The sequence below is a fragment of the Methylobacterium sp. JK268 genome (genome assembly GCF_054052225.1).
This window is the reverse complement of the sequence record NZ_JBSVZN010000029.1, coordinates 57,870-77,029: the sequence shown is the minus strand read 5'-3', so window position 1 is coordinate 77,029 and position 19,160 is coordinate 57,870. Positions and strand designations below refer to the sequence as shown.

The 19,160-nt window shown below is 72.1% G+C and carries 18 protein-coding genes; 4 read left to right on the top strand and 14 right to left on the bottom strand.

The genetic code is table 11. The features are described from left to right. Window positions 1–352: 352 nt before the first annotated feature. Genes ACW9J6_RS25835 through ACW9J6_RS25825 form a run of 3 tightly spaced genes read right to left on the bottom strand, consistent with a single transcriptional unit; the run spans window position 353 to window position 4,337 of the window. A complete protein-coding gene (locus ACW9J6_RS25835; RefSeq protein WP_457119211.1) occupies window positions 353–2,536 on the bottom strand; it encodes a hypothetical protein in 2,184 nt (727 codons plus the stop codon). After that, a complete protein-coding gene (locus tag ACW9J6_RS25830; RefSeq protein WP_457119210.1) occupies window positions 2,533–3,258 on the bottom strand; it encodes a class I SAM-dependent methyltransferase in 726 nt (241 codons plus the stop codon). Before ACW9J6_RS25830 ends, ACW9J6_RS25835 begins: the two co-directional genes overlap by 4 nt. Next, window positions 3,240–4,337, bottom strand: coding sequence for a glycosyltransferase family 2 protein (locus tag ACW9J6_RS25825; protein WP_457119209.1), 1,098 nt, complete (start codon window positions 4,335–4,337; stop codon window positions 3,240–3,242). Before ACW9J6_RS25825 ends, ACW9J6_RS25830 begins: the two co-directional genes overlap by 19 nt. A gap of 204 nt (window positions 4,338–4,541) precedes the next feature. Between ACW9J6_RS25825 and ACW9J6_RS25820 the strand changes: the two genes are divergently transcribed. Both ACW9J6_RS25820 and ACW9J6_RS25815 read left to right on the top strand, forming a co-directional pair. Continuing rightward, on the top strand, window positions 4,542–4,904 hold the full coding sequence (locus ACW9J6_RS25820; protein WP_457119265.1) for a hypothetical protein: 363 nt from the start codon (window positions 4,542–4,544) through the stop codon (window positions 4,902–4,904). Between the two features lie 45 nt (window positions 4,905–4,949). Then, window positions 4,950–7,070 (top strand): TonB-dependent receptor family protein, encoded by a 2,121-nt coding sequence (locus tag ACW9J6_RS25815; RefSeq protein WP_457119208.1) that lies wholly within the window; start codon window positions 4,950–4,952, stop codon window positions 7,068–7,070. 79 nt (window positions 7,071–7,149) lie between these two features. On the opposite strand, the gene ACW9J6_RS25810 is transcribed toward ACW9J6_RS25815, so the two are convergent. From ACW9J6_RS25810 to ACW9J6_RS25785, 6 genes are all read right to left on the bottom strand, one after another. Further along, window positions 7,150–7,446, bottom strand: a complete 297-nt coding sequence (locus ACW9J6_RS25810; protein WP_457119264.1) for a type II toxin-antitoxin system RelE/ParE family toxin — start codon at window positions 7,444–7,446, stop codon at window positions 7,150–7,152. A 32-nt stretch (window positions 7,447–7,478) separates the two neighbouring features. Continuing rightward, complete coding sequence (locus tag ACW9J6_RS25805) at window positions 7,479–7,769, bottom strand: type II toxin-antitoxin system ParD family antitoxin (protein ID WP_457119207.1); 291 nt, start codon at window positions 7,767–7,769, stop codon at window positions 7,479–7,481. A 214-nt stretch (window positions 7,770–7,983) separates the two neighbouring features. Then, window positions 7,984–9,966, bottom strand: coding sequence for an ATP-binding protein (locus ACW9J6_RS25800; RefSeq protein WP_457119206.1), 1,983 nt, complete (start codon window positions 9,964–9,966; stop codon window positions 7,984–7,986). Window positions 9,967–10,058: 92 nt separating this feature from the next. After that, window positions 10,059–10,604 (bottom strand): YciE/YciF ferroxidase family protein, encoded by a 546-nt coding sequence (locus ACW9J6_RS25795; protein WP_457119205.1) that lies wholly within the window; start codon window positions 10,602–10,604, stop codon window positions 10,059–10,061. A 247-nt stretch (window positions 10,605–10,851) separates the two neighbouring features. Then, a complete protein-coding gene (locus ACW9J6_RS25790) occupies window positions 10,852–11,061 on the bottom strand; it encodes a helix-hairpin-helix domain-containing protein (protein WP_457119204.1) in 210 nt (69 codons plus the stop codon). A gap of 86 nt (window positions 11,062–11,147) precedes the next feature. Beyond that, a complete protein-coding gene (locus tag ACW9J6_RS25785; protein WP_457119203.1) occupies window positions 11,148–11,660 on the bottom strand; it encodes a cupin domain-containing protein in 513 nt (170 codons plus the stop codon). 334 nt (window positions 11,661–11,994) lie between these two features. On the opposite strand from ACW9J6_RS25785, the gene ACW9J6_RS25780 reads away from it, so the two are divergent. Beyond that, window positions 11,995–12,783 (top strand): helix-turn-helix domain-containing protein, encoded by a 789-nt coding sequence (locus ACW9J6_RS25780; RefSeq protein WP_457119202.1) that lies wholly within the window; start codon window positions 11,995–11,997, stop codon window positions 12,781–12,783. Window positions 12,784–13,044: 261 nt separating this feature from the next. On the opposite strand, the gene ACW9J6_RS25775 is transcribed toward ACW9J6_RS25780, so the two are convergent. After that, window positions 13,045–14,028: an ABC transporter substrate-binding protein gene (locus ACW9J6_RS25775; RefSeq protein ID WP_457119201.1), complete on the bottom strand. Its 984-nt coding sequence runs from the start codon at window positions 14,026–14,028 to the stop codon at window positions 13,045–13,047. A gap of 524 nt (window positions 14,029–14,552) precedes the next feature. Then, on the bottom strand, window positions 14,553–15,536 hold the full coding sequence (locus tag ACW9J6_RS25770) for a LysR family transcriptional regulator (RefSeq protein WP_457119200.1): 984 nt from the start codon (window positions 15,534–15,536) through the stop codon (window positions 14,553–14,555). A gap of 129 nt (window positions 15,537–15,665) precedes the next feature. Here ACW9J6_RS25770 and ACW9J6_RS25765 point away from each other — a divergent pair, with 129 nt between their 5' ends. Beyond that, entirely contained in the window at window positions 15,666–17,213 is a 1,548-nt protein-coding gene (locus ACW9J6_RS25765) for an MFS transporter (RefSeq protein ID WP_457119199.1), read from the top strand. 36 nt (window positions 17,214–17,249) lie between these two features. Here ACW9J6_RS25765 and ACW9J6_RS25760 read toward each other — a convergent pair whose 3' ends face one another. The 3 genes from ACW9J6_RS25760 to ACW9J6_RS25750 are packed head-to-tail and all read right to left on the bottom strand — an operon-like array spanning window position 17,250 to window position 19,160. Then, entirely contained in the window at window positions 17,250–18,212 is a 963-nt protein-coding gene (locus ACW9J6_RS25760; RefSeq protein ID WP_457119198.1) for a hypothetical protein, read from the bottom strand. Between the two features lie 5 nt (window positions 18,213–18,217). Beyond that, window positions 18,218–18,652: a PRC-barrel domain-containing protein gene (locus ACW9J6_RS25755; protein ID WP_457119197.1), complete on the bottom strand. Its 435-nt coding sequence runs from the start codon at window positions 18,650–18,652 to the stop codon at window positions 18,218–18,220. 58 nt (window positions 18,653–18,710) lie between these two features. Next, window positions 18,711–19,160, bottom strand: coding sequence for a DUF2721 domain-containing protein (locus ACW9J6_RS25750; protein ID WP_457119196.1), 450 nt, complete (start codon window positions 19,158–19,160; stop codon window positions 18,711–18,713).

Below are 19,160 nucleotides of genomic sequence, written 5' to 3'. Positions count from 1 at the left end.
ACCCTTGGCTGGATGAAGCGCGGGATTGTCCTCTCCCGCGTGTGGCGACCGTGGGCACACATCTCGATAGCCGGCTCATCGAATAACCGCGCGTGGAATGCGCGACACTCCTCATGCTGAGGTGCCGCGCAGCGGCCTCGAAGCACCCGAGAACGTTCATCCAAGAGAAAAGGCGCCTTGGACGAGATGCTGTGGGGTGCTTCGAGGCTCGCTCCGCTCGCACCTCAGCATGAGGAGGTGGGTTTGTTGCCATTGATGGGATATTATGCTCTGTTTTGCGCTCTTCTTGCTGTATCAAATCTGGTGTGCATGGTGGATCCGCAAGCCCGCAGAGGGGAAGAATCGGAAGGCGTCAGGCCGCGCGGCGGCGATTCCAGAGTCCGAGGCCGCCGATCCCCACCAGCGCGAGGCCCGCGAGCGCGAGGCCCGTCCGCAGCCCCGCGGGCACGTAGCGCAGGGTCAGGACGCCCGTCCCGGCGGGCAGAACCACCGAGGGCAGGATGCCGTTGACCACCTCGATCGGGAGCGGCGCGCCGTTCCAGGCGGCCTCGTAGCCCGGATACCAGGCCCGCGCCCAGACCACGCGCCCGCCCGGCCCCTCGATCGCGTAGCGGCCCTCCTGAGCGCGCTCCTGCGAGGCCGTCACCCGCGTGCCCTCGGGCAGCCGCGACAGCGTTCCCGGCAGGTCCGGTCCCACCCGCTCGAACACCGTGGCGGCCTCGCTCGTCCGCCGCGTCCAGTCCGCGCCGACCGCCGCCGCGAAGGCCTGCGCGTGCGGACCCGCCTGCGCGGTGACCCGGGTGACCCGGGCGAGGTCGAGGGTGCTGGCGCCGGTCACCGGATCGGGCTGCGTCCAGCGCGCGGCGGCCTCCGGGCAGCTCTCGCCGATCCGCTCGAGACAGAACCCGGCGAAGCCCGCCGCGCGGATGGGCGAGTAGCCCGCGATGGCCGTCGAGCGGCCGAGCAGGCTCATGTTCCCGATCGGAAAGGCCGTGTAGAAGCCCGCCGACCGGAGATGTTCGCCGGGCAGGACGACGAGATCCTGGTCGAACAGGAGCAGGCCCGCATCGCCGGCCCCGACCGGGTCGAGCGCCCGCCACGCCGCCCTGTCCACCGGCGGTCTCCAGTCGGGCACCTGGCCGTTGTTCGGGTAGATCAGCGTCAGGACGGAAAAGAGCAGGACGTGGCTCGCCCCGATCGCCGTGAGACCCGCGCGCGTTCGCGGTCCGCCGAGGCGGATCACCGTCAGCGCCACCCCGAGGATCGTGAGCACGAACAGGATGTTCGGCCTCGCCAGCGCGACCGCCGTGAACGACGCCACGATGCCGGTGACGAGGATGAGGATGGCGGTCGGCATCCGGGACCAGCGATGCCCCGGCCGCGACAGGAACCACGCGCCGATCACCGCGCAGCCGATCTGGAAGAAGGGCAGGAAGCGGAAGGACCAGCGCAGCTGCGAGAAGCCCGGGGCGATCGCCAGGAAGCCGAGCGCGAAGATCACCGCCACCAGGACGCCCGCCCCGGCCGCGGCGGGCCTGCGCAGGTGGGACCAGGCCCCGTGAAGAAGGACGACCGGGATCCACCAGCCGACATACTGCATGGGCGGCGAGGCGACCGGCATGATGCCGTTGAACGTGGTCCAGATCTGCGGGAAGAGCGGCGCGCCGACGGCGAAGAGGACCGGGATCGGTGTCTGGAACACGTGGGGATGAAAGCTCTGGCCGACCCGCGCGGTGCTGCCGAAGGAGGCGGCGAGCGGCATCCAGGCCGGGGCCGCGAGCGCGAAGCCGAGAGCGATCGCCAGGCCGACCCTGAGGCAGGCGGCGAGGCCTCGGCCGGTCTGCAGGACGATGAGCGCGCCCGTCGCCGCGCCGGCGAGGAGGGCCGCGTCCGCGAAGGGCCAGCCGCTCGTGACGAGAAGGAAGACCGCCAGCGCCGCGGCGGGCACCAGCCGGAGGTCGGTCCGCGCCCGCATCAGCAGGAAGGCCGCCCAGGACAGCCACGCCGTCCCCACGAGTCCGGCGGTCCAGGTCGTGGCGTCCCAGTAGATCAGGCAGAGGCTGGTAGCCCCGGCGAGGCCCGCCAGCACCGCGGGAGCCCGCGGCGTGCCGATGGCCCGGGCCAGCGCGTAGGTGCCGGCGGCGAGGAGGCCGATATGCGCGAGCGCGAAGGCCGCCGCGGCCCGGTCGAGGCGGTCGAACCCGTCGATGATCAGGTAGAGGGCGACGCTGACCGGGTTGAACAGGGCGTACTGGTACTCGGCCAGGAAGGCGCCGCCCTGGAACAGCCGCGGCGTCAGGAAGGGCCACTCGCCCGCCTTGATCAGCCGGGCGATCTCCAGGAAGCCCGGCAGGAAGTAGCTCTGGTCGTCGTCCGAGAAGTAGAAGCCCGGGTTGTGCAGGAGCGGGATCGCCGCCGTCGCGACAGTCAGCAGGGCCGCGAGAAGCGCGTGGGCGACCTCCGTCCCGGCGCGGGTCCGGCCCGCCGGGAGGGCGAGGCCGGCCGGCGTCGGGACGAGGGCGGCGCGCAGGCTCATCGCGTCCACACCGCCAGCACGGACTTGCCGGCCCTGTAGCCGAGAAGGGGGTCGATCCGGCGCGAGAGCGGCACCATCAGCCGGTCCCAGGCGGCGATCTGCGCACGGGTCGGCATCGCCTGGCGCAGGAGCGCGCGATTTGCCAGCGAGGCGAGGAGGCCGACGCTGTCGAGGGAGCGCAGCCGCGCGAGCCGCAGGCCGGCCGGGCCGACGGCCCGCAGGCTCGCCCGGGTGTAGCGCCGCTCGTGCCCGATCGCGGCGTCGAAGGGCGAGTAGAGGATCGGGTGGGCCGGGGCGAGCACCACCAGGGCACCCCCCGGGGCGAGATGGGCGGCGGCGCGGGCGAGTTCCTCCCGGTCCGCGCGGATGTGCTCCAGCACGTCGATGTACAGGATCGTGTCGCAGGACGTGGGCGCCGCGCCCGAGGCCAGCGTCCCCTGGCGGATCCGCGTCCAGGCGGGCAGCGCCCCGTCGGCCACCTTGGTGCCGAGCGCGGCGACGAAACCGCGGTCGGGCTCGAGGCAGGTCCATTCCGTGACGCCGGGATGCCGGGCGAGGAGGTCGGCGGTCGCCCCGAGGCCGGCGCCGACATCGAGCACGCGGCCCCGCAGGAAGGGCGCGATCTGCGCCGACCAATAGGCCTTCCAGGTCCGGGCGGCGGCGAAGAGGTCGAGTTCCGCGCCGACATAGTCGGCGTCCGGGGTCAGGAGGCCGCTTTCCACGTCGCCTCTCCGGGCTGGGGCGCCGGGGGCGCCGGGGTGACGAGGAAGCGCGCCGCCTCGCGGGCGGGCACCACCTCGGCGAGCGAGCGCCGGTTGAGGTGCTGGGCCGCCGAGGTGATCGCCAGCAGCGCCGCCTGGAGCAGCACCACCAGGAGCAGGCCGGCCGCGCTGGTGGCCCAGCCCGGGACCGCGAGGTCGGTGCCGAAGCGGATCGCCACCACGCCGAGGAGCGCCGCGGCAACCACCGCGCAGAACAGGCCGAGCGCGATCAGCAGCCGCACGAGGCAGACGTCCTCGAAGACCGCGATGGCCGCGAGCCCGTGCCGGATCAGGGCGGTGAGGTTCATGCTCGACCGCCCGGCGTAGCGCACACCCCGGTCGAGGCGGACGCGGCGGAGCGGCAGGCCGCAGCGCAGCAGCGTGGCGGCGAAGTGGCTCCAGAGCGTGGGGCTGTGGGCGAGGCGCGGCAGCGCCCGCGGCGGGATCACGCAGTAATGCCCGAAATCGATGGTCCGGCCGGTGGCGAGCGCGAACAGGGCCTTGAAGGCGGCGTAGCCGAGGGCGAAGCGGGTGCCCTCCGAGCGCCGCCCGCGCCGGACGCAGACGATCGCGTCGGGATGCGCCGCGCTCTCGCGCAGGAGCAGGGGGATATGCTCGGGGCGGTCCTCCCCGTCGCCGTCCATCACGATCACGGCGCGGTAGGCGGCGGCGCGCTCGCTCGCGAGCGTGAGCCCGATCGCGATGGCGCGCTGATGCCCGAGATTGGTCACCAGCGACACGGGATGCAGGCCGACCTGCCGCAGCTCCCCGGCGAGCGCCCGCAGCGTCTCCTCGCCGCTCTGCCAGGAGCCGTCGTCGACCACCACGATCTCGGCGGTGATCCCGGCCTCGGCGCAGACGGCGTCGATGGCGCGGGCCAGGCGTTCGAACGCGGTCCAGTCGTTGTAGATCGGGACGACGATGCCGACCGGCCGCGTTTCCGGACCGCTCGGGCGGCCGCGCAGGGCATGGAGTTCGCGCGCGACCTGGGCGAAGCGGTCGCACGGCGCCTCCGGCCCGGCATCGGCGTCGTCACTCATCGCAATCCCTGATCAACCGGCAGTCGCGTCCGACCACGATCGCAACCTGTGCTTAAGAATGGATGTACTGCGCGGCCCCGGGGCGGGCCGACGCGGCCATCCGGCCGGGGGGACCGAAGCATCGCGGGCACAGGGCGCGACTTTCCCATGTTTCACCGGTCCGCTCGATTGACAGGCGCGCGCTCGCAAACCTAGGCCGTGAGCATGCGCGCCCCGCCGCCCCGCTGGTCGATCCTGCGCGCGGCCCTCGCGGTGGCCGCGCTCTACGCGCTCGTCCTCCAGGGCGTCGCGGGCGCGGCGGTGGCGGCCGGGCCGCCCTCGGCGGCCCATGTCCTCTGCGCGCCAGATGAGTCCGGTCCGACGCAGCCCGCTCTCCCCGAGGCGCACAAGACCTGCTGCGTCACCGTGCAGGCCTGCCACGGCGCGCTGCCGCCGCTGCCGCAGGTCACCGCGATCGCCTGGCCGCGCCGCCGCGCCGTCCTGCTCCCGTGGCGGCCAGATTTCGTCGCCCAGCCCCGCGCCCCGCCCGGGATCCGATCGAGCCCCCGCGCCCCGCCCGTCGTCTGACCGATCGCCCTCCCGCCGATCCCGTCAGACACGGAACCCTCTCCCATGCCTTCGCTTCTCCGAGCCGCTGGCCGCGCCGCGGCGCTGCCGCTCGTGCTCGCCGGCCCCGCCTTCGCCCAATCCTCCGATCCCGGCACGATCCCGCTCGCCGAGATCACCGTCGCGGGGAACGGCCCGCCGGCCGGGTCCCTGACGGTGCCGAGCGTCGCCGCCCAGCGCGAGGCCGTGAACGCCACCGTCGGCTCCGTCGCCTTCGTGGACGCGGCCCAGTTCCAGGACACCTACGCCAACACCCTGCGGGACGTGCTCAAGGACGTGCCGGGCGTCACCGTCCAGGAGCGCTACGGCCAGGAACTGCGGCTCTCGATCCGCGGCTCGGGCGTCGCCCGCAACTTCCACCTGCGCGGGATCGAGCTCCTGCAGGACGGCATCCCGTTCAACCTCGCGGACGGGAGCGGCGACTTCTACCAGATCGACCCGCTCGGCCTGCGCGCGCTGGAGGTCTACAAGGGCGGCGACGCCTTCGCGTTCGGCGCCACCACCCTCGGCGGCGCGGTCAACGCGGTGACGCCGACCGCGCAGACGGCCTTCGCGCCCACCATCCTGCGCCTCGAGGGCGGCAGCTTCAACACGGTCCGGGAGAACGTCCAGGTCTCGCGGGTCTCCGGGCCGGTCGACGTGCTGCTCAACGCCACGGTCACGAACGCGGACGGCTACCGCGCCCACGAGGCGCAATCCACACGCGACGTCAACGCGAATCTCGGCTACCAGCTCGCGCCGGGCGTCGAGACGCGCTTCTACGTCGGGGCCTACCTCACCGACCAGAAGCTGCCGGGCACGCTGACGCTGTTCAGCGCGCTCAACACCCCACGCCTCGCCAACCCGACGGCGATCAGCGGCAACCAATCCCGGCAGGTCGAGACCGAGCGGGTCGCCAATCGCACCTCGTTCCTGCTCGACACCGGCAAGCTCGACATCGATTCCTGGGCCATCCACAAGTCGCTCTACCACCCGATCTTCCAGGTCATCGACCAGGACGGCTGGACCTACGGGGTCGCGCCGCACTGGGCCGGCAGTTTCGACCTCGGCGGCTACCGGAACGACCTGCTGCTCGGCCTGCGCGCCTTCGCGGGCCAGAACACCGCCCTGCAATTCGTGAACGTCGCCGGGCAGCGCGGCGCCCAGACGGTGAATTCGCTGCAGAGCGCCTCCAACTATGAGGCCTATGCGGAGAACCGGTTCTGGTTCCTGCCCGACGTCGCGCTGATGACCGGCGCGAAGCTGTTCTCGTCGAACCGCACCTACAGCAACCGGGGCGGGTTCGCGCCGCCGAACCAGCTGGCGTCCTTCGCCAACGAGACCTACGAGGGCGTCAACCCGAAGCTCGGCCTGCTCTGGCAGCCCCTGCCGCAGATCCAGGTCTTCGGCGACGTCACCCGCTCGCGCGACGTGCCGGACTTCTCCGACCTCGTGCAATCGTCGAACACCACGAGCGCGGTCTTCGTGCCGCTGGCCGCGCAGCGGGCCTGGACCGTCGAGGCCGGCAGCCGCGGCCGGGTCGACCGGCTCGCCTGGGACGTGACGCTCTACCGGGCGGAGGTGCGGGACGAACTCATCAACTACGCGGTCGCGCCCGGCCTCGGGATCCCGGCCGCGACCTTCAACGCCCCGCGCACCCGCCACCAGGGCGTGGAGGCGGCCTTCTCCCTCGACCTCGCCCGCGGCCTCGCCGCGTCCGGTGATGCCGTGACGATCCAGCAGGTCTGGACCCACAACGACTTCCGCTTCGTGCGCGACCCGGTCTTCGGCAGCGGCCGCATCGCCGGCATCCCGGACGAGGTGCTGCGCACCGTGCTGCGCTACACCCATCCGAGTGGCCTCACCGTCGCCCCGTCTCTCGACTGGGTGCCGCGCGGGGCCTTCGCGGACCACGCCAACACGCTGCGGGTGCCCGGATACGCGCTCGTCAACCTGCAGGCGTCGCTCGACCTGCGCAACGGCGTCACGGTCTTCCTCGACGCCCGCAACCTGACCGACGCCCGATACGTCTCGGACATCTCGGTCGTCACGAATGCCCGCACGGTGGCCGGCGGTCCGGCCGCCCTGGCGGCCTTCTACCCGGGCAACGGGCGGGCCGTCTTCGCCGGGGTCAGGGCCGGGTTCTGACGGTCGCGGCCAGCACTGCTGATTTGACGTAGAGGAAAATAGTCAGGCTACAACATATTGAGGACTATTAAATTTTTGATCATGGATGTTTAAGATGTTTACGGCTATAATCCGCTGGGAACAGGATCGCTTTATAGTGCTGAGCCCCTTTGAGCACGTGCAGGACCTCGACGACCTCGCCCTGCGGATCGAGGCAGTAGACGATCAGGTAATCCCGATGAGGGCGGCGGCGGACTCCGCTGCCCTCCCGGCCGGGAGCGAGGGAATAGGCAAGGGGCATGGTGGCCAGACAGATGCAGTGATCGTCGCGTTCAGCCACGAAAGTCTCAGCTCGCACCGGGTTATGCCGGCGGATGGAGCGGGCGATCTGCAGCAGGTCGTCGATGGCCTATGCGGTCAGGACCACCCTCATCGGCGCGCGCCGGCCTCATCCTCGGCCAGTTGTGCGCGGATACGGGCGAAGGCCTCCTCCACGGGCACCACCCGTCCCGCCTCGGCGTCGGCAATCCCGCGGGCCAGGGCGGCATCCAGGGCTTTCAGCTTCGCCGCCCGGTCGCGTTCGGCCAAGTAACGCTCCCGCACCAGGTCGCGGATGTACTCGCTCGGGGTCGCGAAGGCGCCCTCGCGCACCTTGTCGCGAACGTATTGTTCCAACTCGCGGGTGAGCGTGACGGTCATCTGACCGCTGGGTGTCGGCATGGTCCGTCCCTCCTTGAGGCGAGCCTATCACCCAATGACAGCAACGATCTGGAGCAGCGCAATCGCGTGCTCCCTTCGCGTCGCGACGACGGATGGCATCCGATGCCGCGCGGCCGGACGCGGCTCCCGCCCCGGCCCTCACGCCAGCGAGGCCGCCGCCCCGGCGACGGCGAGCGCCGTCACGGCCGTGGCCAGCCAGCCGGTGTGATCCCGATCAAGCCGCGCGGGGCTGCGGCCCGGGTGCCTGGACGGGGGCGACGCGCGGCAGGGTCAGGACGAAGCGGCTGCCCGCCCCGGGCGCCGACGACAGCGCGATGCGCCCCCCGAGCTGGTGGGTGACGATGTTGAAGGTGAGGTGGAGGCCGAGCCCGGTACCGCCGCTGTCGCGCCGGGTGGTGAAGAAGGGCTCGAAGGCCCGCCGCGCCACCCCCTCCTCCATGCCCGCCCCGTCATCCGCGAAGGTGATCGCCACCCGGTCCGTCCCGAGGGGCTCGGCGGAGAGCGTGATCGTGCCCGCGCGCCCGTCCGCGAAGCCGTGCCGCACGGCGTTGAGGAAGAGGTTCGTCAGCACCTGGCCGAGGGGACCCGGGAAACTGTCCATCGCGATCCCGGCGGGCAGGTCGAGGGCGAGGGCGATGCGGGCGGTGCGCAGTTCCGGCCGCAGGCTGGCGATGATCTGGGCACAGGTCTCGCCGAGGTCGAAGCGGCGCCGCGCGTCCTGGCTGCGGTCGACGGCGACCTGCTTGAAGGATTGCACGAGGTCGCCCGCCCGCATCAGGTTGGCGACGAGCTGGCGGCCCGCCTCCTGCACCGACTCGACGAAGGCCTGGAGCTGCGAGCGCCGCAGGGGCCCCGCCGCGAGATCCGCCGCGAAGGCCGCGCAGCGCTGGCTCAGGGTCGAGGCCACCGTGAGGCTGATGCCGACCGGGTTGTTGACCTCGTGCGCCACCCCGGCGACGAGGCCGCCGAGCGCCGCGAGCTTCTCGGCCTCGATCAGGCTGGCCTGGGTCTCGCGCAGCTCCGCCAGGGCGGTCTCGGCCTGGTCCTTGGCGCGGCGCAGCTCCTCCTCGGCGCGCCGGCGCGCGAGCGCGTTCTCGCGGAACACCGCGACGGCGGCGGCCATGTCGCCGATCTCGTCGCGGGCCTCGGCGCCCGGCACGGGCCGGTGGTAATCGCCCGCCGCGATGCCCAGCATGGCGCCGCGCAGACGCCGCAGCGGGTCGCTGATGCTCCGCGCCACCAGGATCCCGACCAGCGCCACCAGGGCCACGAAGGCCGCCGCCACGGCGCCGAGCTTCAGGGCCGCCTGCTGGAGCGTGCGGTCGAAGCGCGTCTGGGCCGCCTGCTCGACGGCGTGGACCGTGGTGCTCATCTCCTCGATCGCCGCCGACATCCGGTCGGCGTTGCCGTCGATCTCCTGCTTGAGGAGGCGGGCCTGGGTGGCGAACTCGCCCGCCAGCGCCGCGATGCCCGCCTCGACGGCCTGGGCCCGGGCGTCGAGGTCGTCGAGGGCGCGGACCCGCGCCGGATCGGCGACGAGGCCGCGCATCTCCGGCACGGTGCGGCGGATCGCGGCCGCCGCGCGGTGCACCTCCGCCCCCGAGGCCTCCGAGGCGGAGAGCGAGAAGGCATTGGCGGCCAGCACCATGGCGTGGAAGGCCTGCCGCGCGCGCGACAGCGGCGCGGCGATCGCCTCCTGCTCGCCGGCCCCTTCGAGGACCGCGTAGAGCCCCGCCATCTCCCGGGCCGGCCGCACGATGCTGGTCTCGTAGACCTGCCACAGGCTGGAGCGGGTCTCGCGCAGGGCGGCGAAGCCGTCGATGAAGCGCTCCGTGACCTCCCGCAGGGTCTCGGAGGGCTGGGCGAGCAGCGGGTCGAGGCGCGCCTGCACCCGCAGCCGGCCGATCAGCGTGTCGCGCAGGTCCCCGATCCGGGCGAGCACGTCCGCGTCGGCCTGGCTGATGTAGCGGTGGATCAGGCTCTGCAGCCGCTCGGTGTCGCGGTCGATCTGGCCGAGGAAGCGCTCCGACTGGCGCACCTGCCCGAGTTCGTCCCAGGTCCGGGCGAGCACCGCGGCCCCGTCCCAGATCATCCCGATCAGCACCAGGGCCAGCGCCGAGTTGAGGCCGGCGATGGCGAGGATCCGCCAGCGGATGGGCCAGGCCCGCACGACACGCTGCACGCCCGTCCGCCTCATCGGTCGCTCTCGGAAACGCCGCCCCGCGGGTGGTTGTCCGGGGCGACGCGCCGATTGTCAAAGGGGGCGCCGTCGGGCGCCCCCCGTGCCGGTCAGCCGGCCTTGCGGCCGCCCTTGCCCTTGGCCGAGGGCTCCTCGGCCTCCTCGTCGGAACCCGCGGCGTTGATCTGCTCGGCGATCTGCGAGAGCAGCTGGTCGGTCTTCTTCTCCTCCTGCAGCGTCTCGTCGAGCAGCTTGGCCGCCTCCGCGTGGCCGAGCTGGCTCGCCCAGGTCTTGAGGGTGCCGTAGCGGGCGATCTCGTAGTGCTCGACGGCCTGGGCGCAGGCGGCGAGCACGGCGTCGGCGGCCGGGCTGCCCCCGAAATCCTCCAGATCCTCCTCCATCTCGGCGGTCAGGCCCTGCATCGCCTCGCAGGTCTTGGCGCGCGCGGGCTTGCCGATGATCTCGAACACCTGCTGCAGACGCTCGACCTGGTTGGCGCTCTCCTCGGCGTGGGTTTCGAAGGCCTGGCGCAGCGCCTCGTGCTCGGCGGCCTTGGCCGACTTCTTCAGCGCGCGGACCGATTGCTTCTCGGCATAGTAGACGTCCTTGAGGGTCTCATAGAACGCGTCCTGCAGAGTCTTCTGCTTGGTCGCCATAGCTCGTCTCTCCTGATTGTCGAACGCACGAGGCCACGGGATCGATATCACCGGCAGCAAGCACCGTGAGAACGTGCCTTCGGCCCATGGGGTCCGAAAATCATTCTGTGGAGATCTGCAGAAATACAGGAACTTTAGGCGATTCCAAAGCGCTGCCCGATCGCGTTGCAATCGGTCGGCACGCTAGGTTCTTGATTTTGCCGTTTTTTCTTTGACGGATCGGCGACCGACTTCGTCGGAACATGCTCTAGCGGGTGGATGCGCCCTCGCTTGCCGCGATCGTGACCGCGCCCTCGATGCCGTCCGTCTTGCCGCTGAGACCCGGGACCTCGTCGAGCTGGCGCAGGCTGGTGAAGCGGCCGCGCTCCTCGCGGGTGCGGACGATCTCGAAACCGTGGCCCTTGAGCGCCGGCACGCCGTCCAGTTCAGCGGCCGTCGCGGTGTTGAGGTCGATCATGGGCGCTCCCCCGTGTGACGATCGGACGGCGACGCGGACCATCCGCGCGCGAAGGCGGCCGGCCGGGCGGTGACCCGCCCGGTCGCTCAGCCGCCGCGCGGATCGTCGGTCGTCTGCTCCCAGCCGGCTCCGGCTTCGCAGCACCAGTAATTGTTGAAGATCAGCCGCAAGGTGCGTTCGTCCGGCGGCGGGAGATCGGCCGGCGGCAGCTCGCGGCGTCCGGCCGGCTGCGCGAGGTGCTTGATGACCTGCTCGAAACCGGCCGGCGTGTAGCCGTTGAGCACGTGGCTGACCTCGCTCGTGACGACGAAGGAGTGGACGGTGCCGCGCGCGATCCAGACGCTGTCCCCCGGCTTCGCCTGGACGAGCTTGCCATCGACCGTGAAGTCGATCGTCCCCTCGATCACGTAGAACCATTCGTCGCAGAAGTTGTGCACATGCGGCACGCGTGCGCCGGATTGGGCGCGCATCCACTGCTCGATCACTGAGTAGCTGCCGCCGGTCTGGTGGCCCTCGGCGAGCGGGACCCAGAGGATGTCGTACATCCAGTAGGCGGGTGCCTCGTCGCGGCTCGCCACGAAGGGATGGTTCACGCGCATGTCGATCGTGCTCCGTGATCGCGCAGGATGACCGTGCGGGCCGGCGCGGTGCCAATCGGGATCCCGGACACCGGGTTCCCGGCGCGCCCGCGCTTCCGTGCTCCGCCGGCCGGAGCAGAATGCGCGCGTCCGCGGTGGCCGTCTTTCGGGAAAGGCGCGCCGATTGCGGGACGGTGCCCCGTCCTTCATCCTCGGCGCGATCCGGGGCGGGGATGCGGGGCGCGCGCCCCGGCGCCCGGGCGAGGTGAGCATGGTCTGGACGGGTGAGGCGCCCGACCTGGTGCGCCACTACGGCGCCCCGATGCGGGCGAGCCGGTCCGCGGATTGGGGCCGCGTGCGCGCGACGCTCATCCACCGCGAGCGGACCGAGGCCGTCGTCCAGCGGTTCCGGCTGCCCTGGCCCGTCCTCAGGCTCGGCCTGTCGGGCTCGTTCGAGCGCGGAAGCACGCAGGCGCTGGACGGTCATCCGCCCGGTCCGCTGGTCTCGCGCCGCGATCAGGTCGCGTTCTATCCGGCGCGAACGACGATCGTGAACGAGGTCGTCGCCAGTTCGCGCATGAGCTACCTCACGGTCGAGATCGATGAGGCGATCGTCGCCGACGTCGAGACCGCTGCGCCGGGCGTGCCGCGCGTCGACGCGGGCACGCCGCTGAGCCTCGCCCTCCTCCACGGGTTACGCGGGGCGATCGAGCATCCCGGCACCGTCGGCACGCTTCTCGCCGAGACGATGGCGTTGACCCTGATGCTCGAGGTGGCGCGGCCAGTGCCGGTGGCAGGTCCCGGCATCGGGAGGCCACAGCTCGCGCCCCGGCAGCTCGCCCGCGTGACCGACCACATGCGGGACCGTCTCGCGGACGACCTCTCACTCGGCGAGCTTGCTGCGATGGCCGGCCTCTCGCGTTCGCAGTTCTGCCGCGCCTTCAGGGGATCGACCGGGACGACGCCGCACCGCTGGTTGACCGAGGCCCGCATCCAGCGTGCGAAGGAGTTGATGAGCGGAACCGATCTTCCCCTCGCGAGCATCGCCCACGCGACCGGTTTCGCCGATCAATCCCACTTCACGACCGTGTTCCGACGATGGGCCGGCCTGCCGCCTCATGCGTGGAGACGCCGAGAGGATTGAAGGCGTGTGAGACGGGATCCGTTTCGGTCGAGCGGCTACGTGTGAGTTCTCACCGGCGAAGCGGATCCTGGTGAATGAAAGGAGGCGACACCAGCTTCATGACGGGCACCCCCTTTTCCGGACGACTGCAGCGTCAGCGGAGGGAGATCCGGAAACCAGCATAGGAATCGCCGCGAAGCGGCTCCGTACCAAAGATCTGCTATCACCGGCGCCGTTGAGGGGCCGTCAGCGTCGCCCTATCCGGCTCCGCGCGGGGCACGTTCACTCCATCAGTTCATCCGCTATGGCGTAAAATGACGCGGGGATGTTGATTCCGGCAGCTTTCGCGGTCTTCAGATTGATCACGAGCTCGAATTTGATCGGCTGCTCGACCGGAAGATCGGCCGGAGATGCGCCCTTCAGGATCCTGTCCACATACTCGGCGGAACGACGGCACATCAGTCGCCGGTTCATGCTGTAGGCCATCAGACCGCCCGCCTCGACGTAATCCCTCAATCCGTAGATGGTCGGCAGCCGGGCCTCTGCCGCGAGCTTGACGATCTGCGCCTTGCCGCTCAGCAGGAGGGGATCGTCCAAAGTCATCAGGCCGGCCGCCCCCGCCTTGATCGCGGTCTCGATGCTGAAGGAGATCTCGCCGAGCGTCCGGGCTTCGACGACCGCGAGCGGCTGGTCCGTCGCGGCGGCGGCCGCCTTGACCTGCTTCAGGGCTAGCGCGGTGAATGGCGTGTCGGGGTTCCCGAGCACCGCGATGACCTTTCGGCCGGGGATGAGGTCCTGCAGGAGCTGCAGCCGCTTGGCGGCGAAGTCGCTCGCCATGTCGCTGAAGCCGGTGACGTTTCCGCCGGGCCGGCTCAAGCTCGCTACCAGGCCCGCGCCGACCGGGTCGCCGACCATCGTGAACACGACCGGGATGGAACGGGTCGCGGCCCTGGCGGCCTTTGCCGCGAGCGTCCCGAAGCCGGTCACAAGAACGTCCGGCCTGGCCTGCACCAGCTCGGCCGCGAGAGCCGGCAAGCGCTCCGGTCGGCCATCGGCCGACCGGTACGTCCACGTCATGTTCCTACCCTCGTCGTAGCCCAGCTCCTGCAATCGCTCCAGGAACGGTTTCGCCAGAGAGGTGTCCTCGTCGGGGAGCAGAGCCAGGTAGGCAATCCGGTACGGCTTCCCCGCCTGCTGCGCTGCGGCCCACGGGGACGGCCACGCGAATGCACCAGAAACGACGCCGATGAAGGTTCGCCTTTGCATGTCGACCCGAAGCTCCCGCCGCAACGATCTACTTGCTCCAGCCAGCACTCGCCAGCGTGTCGCGTCCCCCGGGCGCCTGATGCGCCGCACCACCTTCAGCGTTGCGGCTTGATCCAGATAGGCGACAGGACCGCTTCGTCGTCCATGGCGATCCAGGGCTCACCTTCACCGTTGGTCAGAGCTTCACCGGCCGTTCGGATAGCTACCCTCGATGTCATGTATTCGTGGCCCTGTACGGCGTTGAATAGCCGTTCGGACAGCTAAAAAGAGGGAGAGGCGCGTTGGTTGAAGGTCGGTGTTGGCTTGATGCGTTCCGGTCTGCTTCAGTGAGCCGTAATCGACGGTGATTTCCGTTGAGAGATGTTGGCCTGCTTGCTCATCGGTTACGCGCGTCTGGGAGACAGCGCGGGAAGCTGCGCATATCCGCTTCCCATCCTCAACGGACATTCACATCGCCAAGGGGGAAGCCAGGTGTGCGCCTCCAGGCCATCTGACCGCACCGCGAGCCGGTTTTCATCGCGGTCTCACCGGCGAAGCGGATCCTGGTGGACGACGCCGGGCGGCGACCGCGTCTGTTCGTGTCCCGAGCCCCCGCCCTCCCGGCCCGGCAGCCGGCACTCGCTCCGGAACAGGCGCTCGGCCAGGAAGTCGACCAGGACCCGGACCTTCGGCGAGAGGTGGCGGCGCGACGGCCAGAGCAGGTTGAACTGGCCGGGCGCTTCCAGGTGATCCACGAGGAGGGGGATCAGCGCGCCGCTGTCGAGACCGTCCGCGACCAGGAAATCCGGCATGCAGCCGATGCCGATCCCGCGCCGCACGGCGCCGTGCAGCGCCTCCATGTTGTTGCAGGTGAGGACGTGGCGGATGCGGATCTCCGGCGCCCCGGGCGGGCGCACGAGCGGCCAGTCCTGGAGCTTGCCGGTGTTGGGATGGCGGAAGCCGAGGGCGGCGTGCCCCGCGAGATCCCCGGGGGTCCGCGGCGTGCCGCGCCGCGCCAGGTAGGCCGGCGCCGCGCAGAGGAGCAGCCGGAAGGGGCGGAGCGCCCGCACCATGACGCGGCTGTCCGGCAGCGGCCCGCTGCGGATCGCCACGTCCACCCCCTCCTCGATCAGGTCGACGATGCGGTCGTTGAAGTCGATGTCGAGGTCGATCTCCGGGTAGAGGGCCAGGAAGGCGTCGAGATGCGGCCAGAGCAGGTGGTAGGCGACGATCGGGCAGCTCAGGCGCACGCGCCCGCGCGGGGCCTCCCGGGTCCGCATCAGGGCGTTCTGCGCGTCGTCGAGTTCGTCGAGGACGAGGCGGCAGCGCTCGTGGAAGAGGCGCCCCTCCTCGGTCAGGCGCAGGCGCCGGGTCGAGCGCTGGAGCAGGCGCACGCCGAGCCGATCCTCCAGCCGGGCGACGGCCTTGCCCACCGCCGAGGGTGACAGGCCGAGGACGCGGCCCGCCGCCGCGAAGCTGCCGAGATCCGCGGTGCGGACGAAGGCCGTCAGGCCGGGCAGCCGGTCCATTCGAGCGTTCCTGTCCCTTATCTTCGGAAGGACGGCGATCTTATCGCGCATTCGGGCGGCCGGATACGTATGACCCAGCGGCAGGTCTCCCGGCCGCCGCGTCCCGTCCTCTCCGTCCCAGGATGCCGCATGCCGCCCGCCACTGCCCGTGGCGAGCCCCGCACCGGGCTCGCCCTCCTCGCCGTCTGCCTCGCCGCCCTCGCCATGCCGCTGACCTTCACGGGCACGGCCGTCGCGCTTCCGGCCATCGGCCGCGATCTCGGCGGCGGGGCGACGGCCCTCGCCTGGGCGACCAACGCCTTCATGCTGACCTTCGGCTCCTGCCTGATGCTGGCGGGCGCGCTCGCCGACGCGACCGGGCGCAAGCGCGTCTTCCTTGCGGGCAGCGGCGCCTTCGCGGCGTCCTCGCTCGCCCTCGTCCTCGCCCCGACGATCCTGGTCTTCGACCTGCTGCGGGCCGGCCAGGGCCTCGCGGCGGCGGCAGCCTTCTCGGGCGGCATGGCGGCCCTCGCCCAGGAGATCCCGCCGGCGCGGCGCCTGCGCGCCTTCAGCCTGGTGGGCACGAGCTTCGGCGTCGGCCTGTCCCTCGGCCCGGTCGCGTCCGGCGCCATCGTGGCGGTCCTCGGCTGGCGCGGCATCTTCGTTCCGGTCGCCGCCTTCGCCGCCGCGGCGGCCCTGCTCGGCCGGGGCGTCCTGCGGGAGAGCCGCGACCCGCAGGCGGGCGGGGTCGACGGGCCGGGCGCGGCGAGCTTCACGGCGGCGCTGGCCTGCCTCACCACCGGCTTCCTGCTGGCGCCCGAGCGGGGCTTCGGCGACGCGGCGGTGATCGGGCTCCTCGCCGCGGCGGGCCTGCTCGCCCTCGCCTTCGTCGCGGTCGAGACCCGGCGGGACCGCCCGATGCTCGACCTCTCGCTGTTCCGCTATCCCCGCTTCGTCGGTGTCCAGCTCCTGGCGGCATCGCCGGCCTACGGCTTCGTGGTCCTGCTGATCCTGCTGCCGCTGCGCTTCGTCGGCGTGGAGGGGAGGGGAGAGGTGCCGGCGGGACTGCTGATGATCGCGCTCTCGGGCCCGCTCCTCGGGCTGCCGCTGCTGGCCGGCCAACTCACCCGCTGGATGCGGCCGGCCGTGCTCTGCGGGGCCGGACTCCTGATCTCGGCGGGCGGCCTGCTGTGGCTGGCGCTGACGCCGCCCGACGCGCCGGTGGCTCTCGTCGCCCTGCCGATGGTCGCGATCGGCGCCGGGATCGGCCTGCCCTGGGGCCTGATGGACGGGCTCGCGGTCAGTGTGGTGCCCAAGGAGCGCGCCGGGATGGCCGCGGGCCTGTTCAGCACGGTGCGGGTCGCCGGGGAGGGGATCGCGCTGGCGGTGGTCGGCGCGGCGCTCGCCGCTCTCGTCGCGGCGCGCCTGCACCCGGCCGGGCCCGGCGCGGCGGCGGCGGCCCACCGGCTCGCGGTCGGCGACCTCGCGCAGGCGGCGGGACTCCTGCCCGGGCTCGGCCGCGAGGCGCTGCGGGCCGCCTACGCGGAGGCGTTCGGCACGCTCCTGCGGGCTCTCGCGGGCATCACCCTGGCGACGGCCGCCCTGGTCTTCGTGCTGCTCGGGCGGACCGGCGAGGAGACGTCCGGGGAAGCCCCTCGGGACGAACCGGCCGGCGGCCTGTCCCACGCCCGCGAATGAGCGAGACGGGTGTCACGCGGGCGGCCCGGACCAGCCTCACTCGCCCGCGCTCTCCCCGGCCGACGCGTCGGCCAGGTCCCGCCGCTCCGCCCGCGTCGCCCGCGCCCGCTCCGTCTCGCGCAGGCGCCGCCGCCGGGTCTCCAGCCCCTCCCGGGTCGCCGGCCACCAGCCGCGGCGCACATCGTCGGGCCGCGCCGCGGGCACGATCTCGGCGAGGTCGCGGACGCTCGGCATCCGCCACCAGCCCCAGAGATAGGCCCGCCCCCGCGGCAGGGGCGTCACCGCGCCCGCGAGGTCCTCCGGGCCGATCGGCTCCGCGTCGAGGGCCTCGAACACCACCACGCCGAAGGCCGCGGTCTCCACCGGCACGCCGAGGGGCGGCGGGTCGTCGGCGGGGACCGGGCTGCGCCGCCGCCGCCGCCGCTCGCGCTCCGCCGCCGGGTCCCGGGCCGCCTCGCGCCGGGCGCGCTTGGCCTCGGGCTCGTTGCGGGCGGCGGCCGCCTCGATCACCGGCCAGACGGCCTTCAGCGCCTCGTAGGCCCGCCAGGGTACCCGCCAGGCGCGGAGTGCCGGGTCCCAGTGGGCCGCCGAGACGCCCCGCAGGGTCTCGACCACGGTGCGCGAATAGGGCGTGCGCACGATCAACCCCTCGGGCGCCGGGTCGAGGTAGCGGCTCGTCAGCGGCTCGAACGCGAAGGCGTCGCGGCCCTTCTCGTCCCCGTGCGCGTCGCGGGCGGAGAGTTCCCGGCCGATCCAGGCATCGACCCGCCGCTCGGCGGTCGTGCCGGGCACGAACCAGAGCCGCTTGGCGCGCCGGAACTTGGCGGTCGGGAAGGTCTCGCGGAAGCGCGCGATCAGGTCCCGGTCGAAGGGCATCGCCACCAGCACGCCGGGCCGCTTGCCCGTCCCGGGCGCGATGGCGAAGCCCTCCCCGCGCGGCACCGCCGCGGCGCGAGGGTCCGCCTCACCGGGGGCAGGATCGGGCGCGTCCGCGGCCACGGGGTTCAGCCCGCGGCCGTGCGGCGGCCCCAATGCGCGTCGACCTTCGGGCCGAAGCCCGGATCCGCGAAGGGGTCCTCGTCCGCCCCCTGGCGCGGCGCCCCCGCGAGCGCGTCCGCGTCGATGTCGATGACGTAGCCGCCGAGGCGGGTGTCGTAGGTCAGCGCCCGCCAGGGCACCGGGTGGTGGCTCTCGCCGAAGCCCAGGAATCCCCCGAAGGACAGGACCGCGTAGGCGACCTGGCCCGAGACCTTGTCGACCATGAAGTTGAGGATCGTGCCCAGGCTCTCGCCCTTGCGGTCGAAGACCGGCGTGCCCTCGACCTTGTTCGAGGCGATGAGCCGGCGCGTCTCGTCGGTGGCGATCCCCTCTCCGGTCGGGTCGAGTTCCATCGAGCCCGGGGCGCGCAAGGAGCGTTCGTTCGGCAATTCGGTCGGCATGGCCTCTCTCCCGTCATGCCCCGGGGAACCGGATCCCGGCCGGGTCGGTTCCGGTTCGTCAGCGCTCCCGCGCCTCGTCCGCTTGGTTCTGTGCCGCGCTGCGCACGTCCCGGCTCGCCAGCGTCATCTCCAGGGCGAAGACCGCGAGCGCGCAGAGGGTGAACACGATCGCGGCCCCGAAAAGCGCGAAGAGCACGCTCGCGACGCCGGTGTCCCGCAGCGCTCCCACGAACAGCGTCAGCACCGCCCCGCAGGTCGCCACCCCGCCCAGAGCTGCCAGCACCACGGCGAGGTCGAGCGCGAGACTGCGCCGCCGCAGGTCGGCGAGCCGCGCCACCTCGTCCGGCCGGCCCGCGACTTTCTCGACCTGGTCGGCGATGCGGGCGTGGCGCGTCGAGAAGACGTTGAGCAGGGTCGCGAGGCCGGAGAGCAGGAAGACCGGCGTCAGCGCCACCTGGATGATGTGCGCGGTGGTGTCGAGGGCGGTGAGGTCGTTGGGCAGCGGCAT

Excerpts from the sequence above, each read along its gene's own strand:
- ACW9J6_RS25820 (WP_457119265.1), top strand. The coding sequence starts at position 4,542 with ATGCGCGCCCCGCCGCCCCGCTGGTCGATCCTGCGCGCGGCCCTCGCG.
- ACW9J6_RS25785 (WP_457119203.1), bottom strand. The coding sequence starts at position 11,660 with ATGCGCGTGAACCATCCCTTCGTGGCGAGCCGCGACGAGGCACCCGCC.
- ACW9J6_RS25765 (WP_457119199.1), top strand. The coding sequence starts at position 15,666 with ATGCCGCCCGCCACTGCCCGTGGCGAGCCCCGCACCGGGCTCGCCCTC.
- ACW9J6_RS25770 (WP_457119200.1), bottom strand. The coding sequence starts at position 15,536 with ATGGACCGGCTGCCCGGCCTGACGGCCTTCGTCCGCACCGCGGATCTC.
- ACW9J6_RS25775 (WP_457119201.1), bottom strand. The coding sequence starts at position 14,028 with ATGCAAAGGCGAACCTTCATCGGCGTCGTTTCTGGTGCATTCGCGTGG.
- ACW9J6_RS25800 (WP_457119206.1), bottom strand. The coding sequence starts at position 9,966 with ATGAGGCGGACGGGCGTGCAGCGTGTCGTGCGGGCCTGGCCCATCCGC.
- ACW9J6_RS25750 (WP_457119196.1), bottom strand. The coding sequence starts at position 19,160 with ATGCCGCTGCCCAACGACCTCACCGCCCTCGACACCACCGCGCACATC.
- ACW9J6_RS25815 (WP_457119208.1), top strand. The coding sequence starts at position 4,950 with ATGCCTTCGCTTCTCCGAGCCGCTGGCCGCGCCGCGGCGCTGCCGCTC.
- ACW9J6_RS25755 (WP_457119197.1), bottom strand. The coding sequence starts at position 18,652 with ATGCCGACCGAATTGCCGAACGAACGCTCCTTGCGCGCCCCGGGCTCG.
- ACW9J6_RS25790 (WP_457119204.1), bottom strand. The coding sequence starts at position 11,061 with ATGATCGACCTCAACACCGCGACGGCCGCTGAACTGGACGGCGTGCCG.
- ACW9J6_RS25805 (WP_457119207.1), bottom strand. The coding sequence starts at position 7,769 with ATGCCGACACCCAGCGGTCAGATGACCGTCACGCTCACCCGCGAGTTG.
- ACW9J6_RS25825 (WP_457119209.1), bottom strand. The coding sequence starts at position 4,337 with ATGAGTGACGACGCCGATGCCGGGCCGGAGGCGCCGTGCGACCGCTTC.
- ACW9J6_RS25835 (WP_457119211.1), bottom strand. The coding sequence starts at position 2,536 with ATGAGCCTGCGCGCCGCCCTCGTCCCGACGCCGGCCGGCCTCGCCCTC.
- ACW9J6_RS25795 (WP_457119205.1), bottom strand. The coding sequence starts at position 10,604 with ATGGCGACCAAGCAGAAGACTCTGCAGGACGCGTTCTATGAGACCCTC.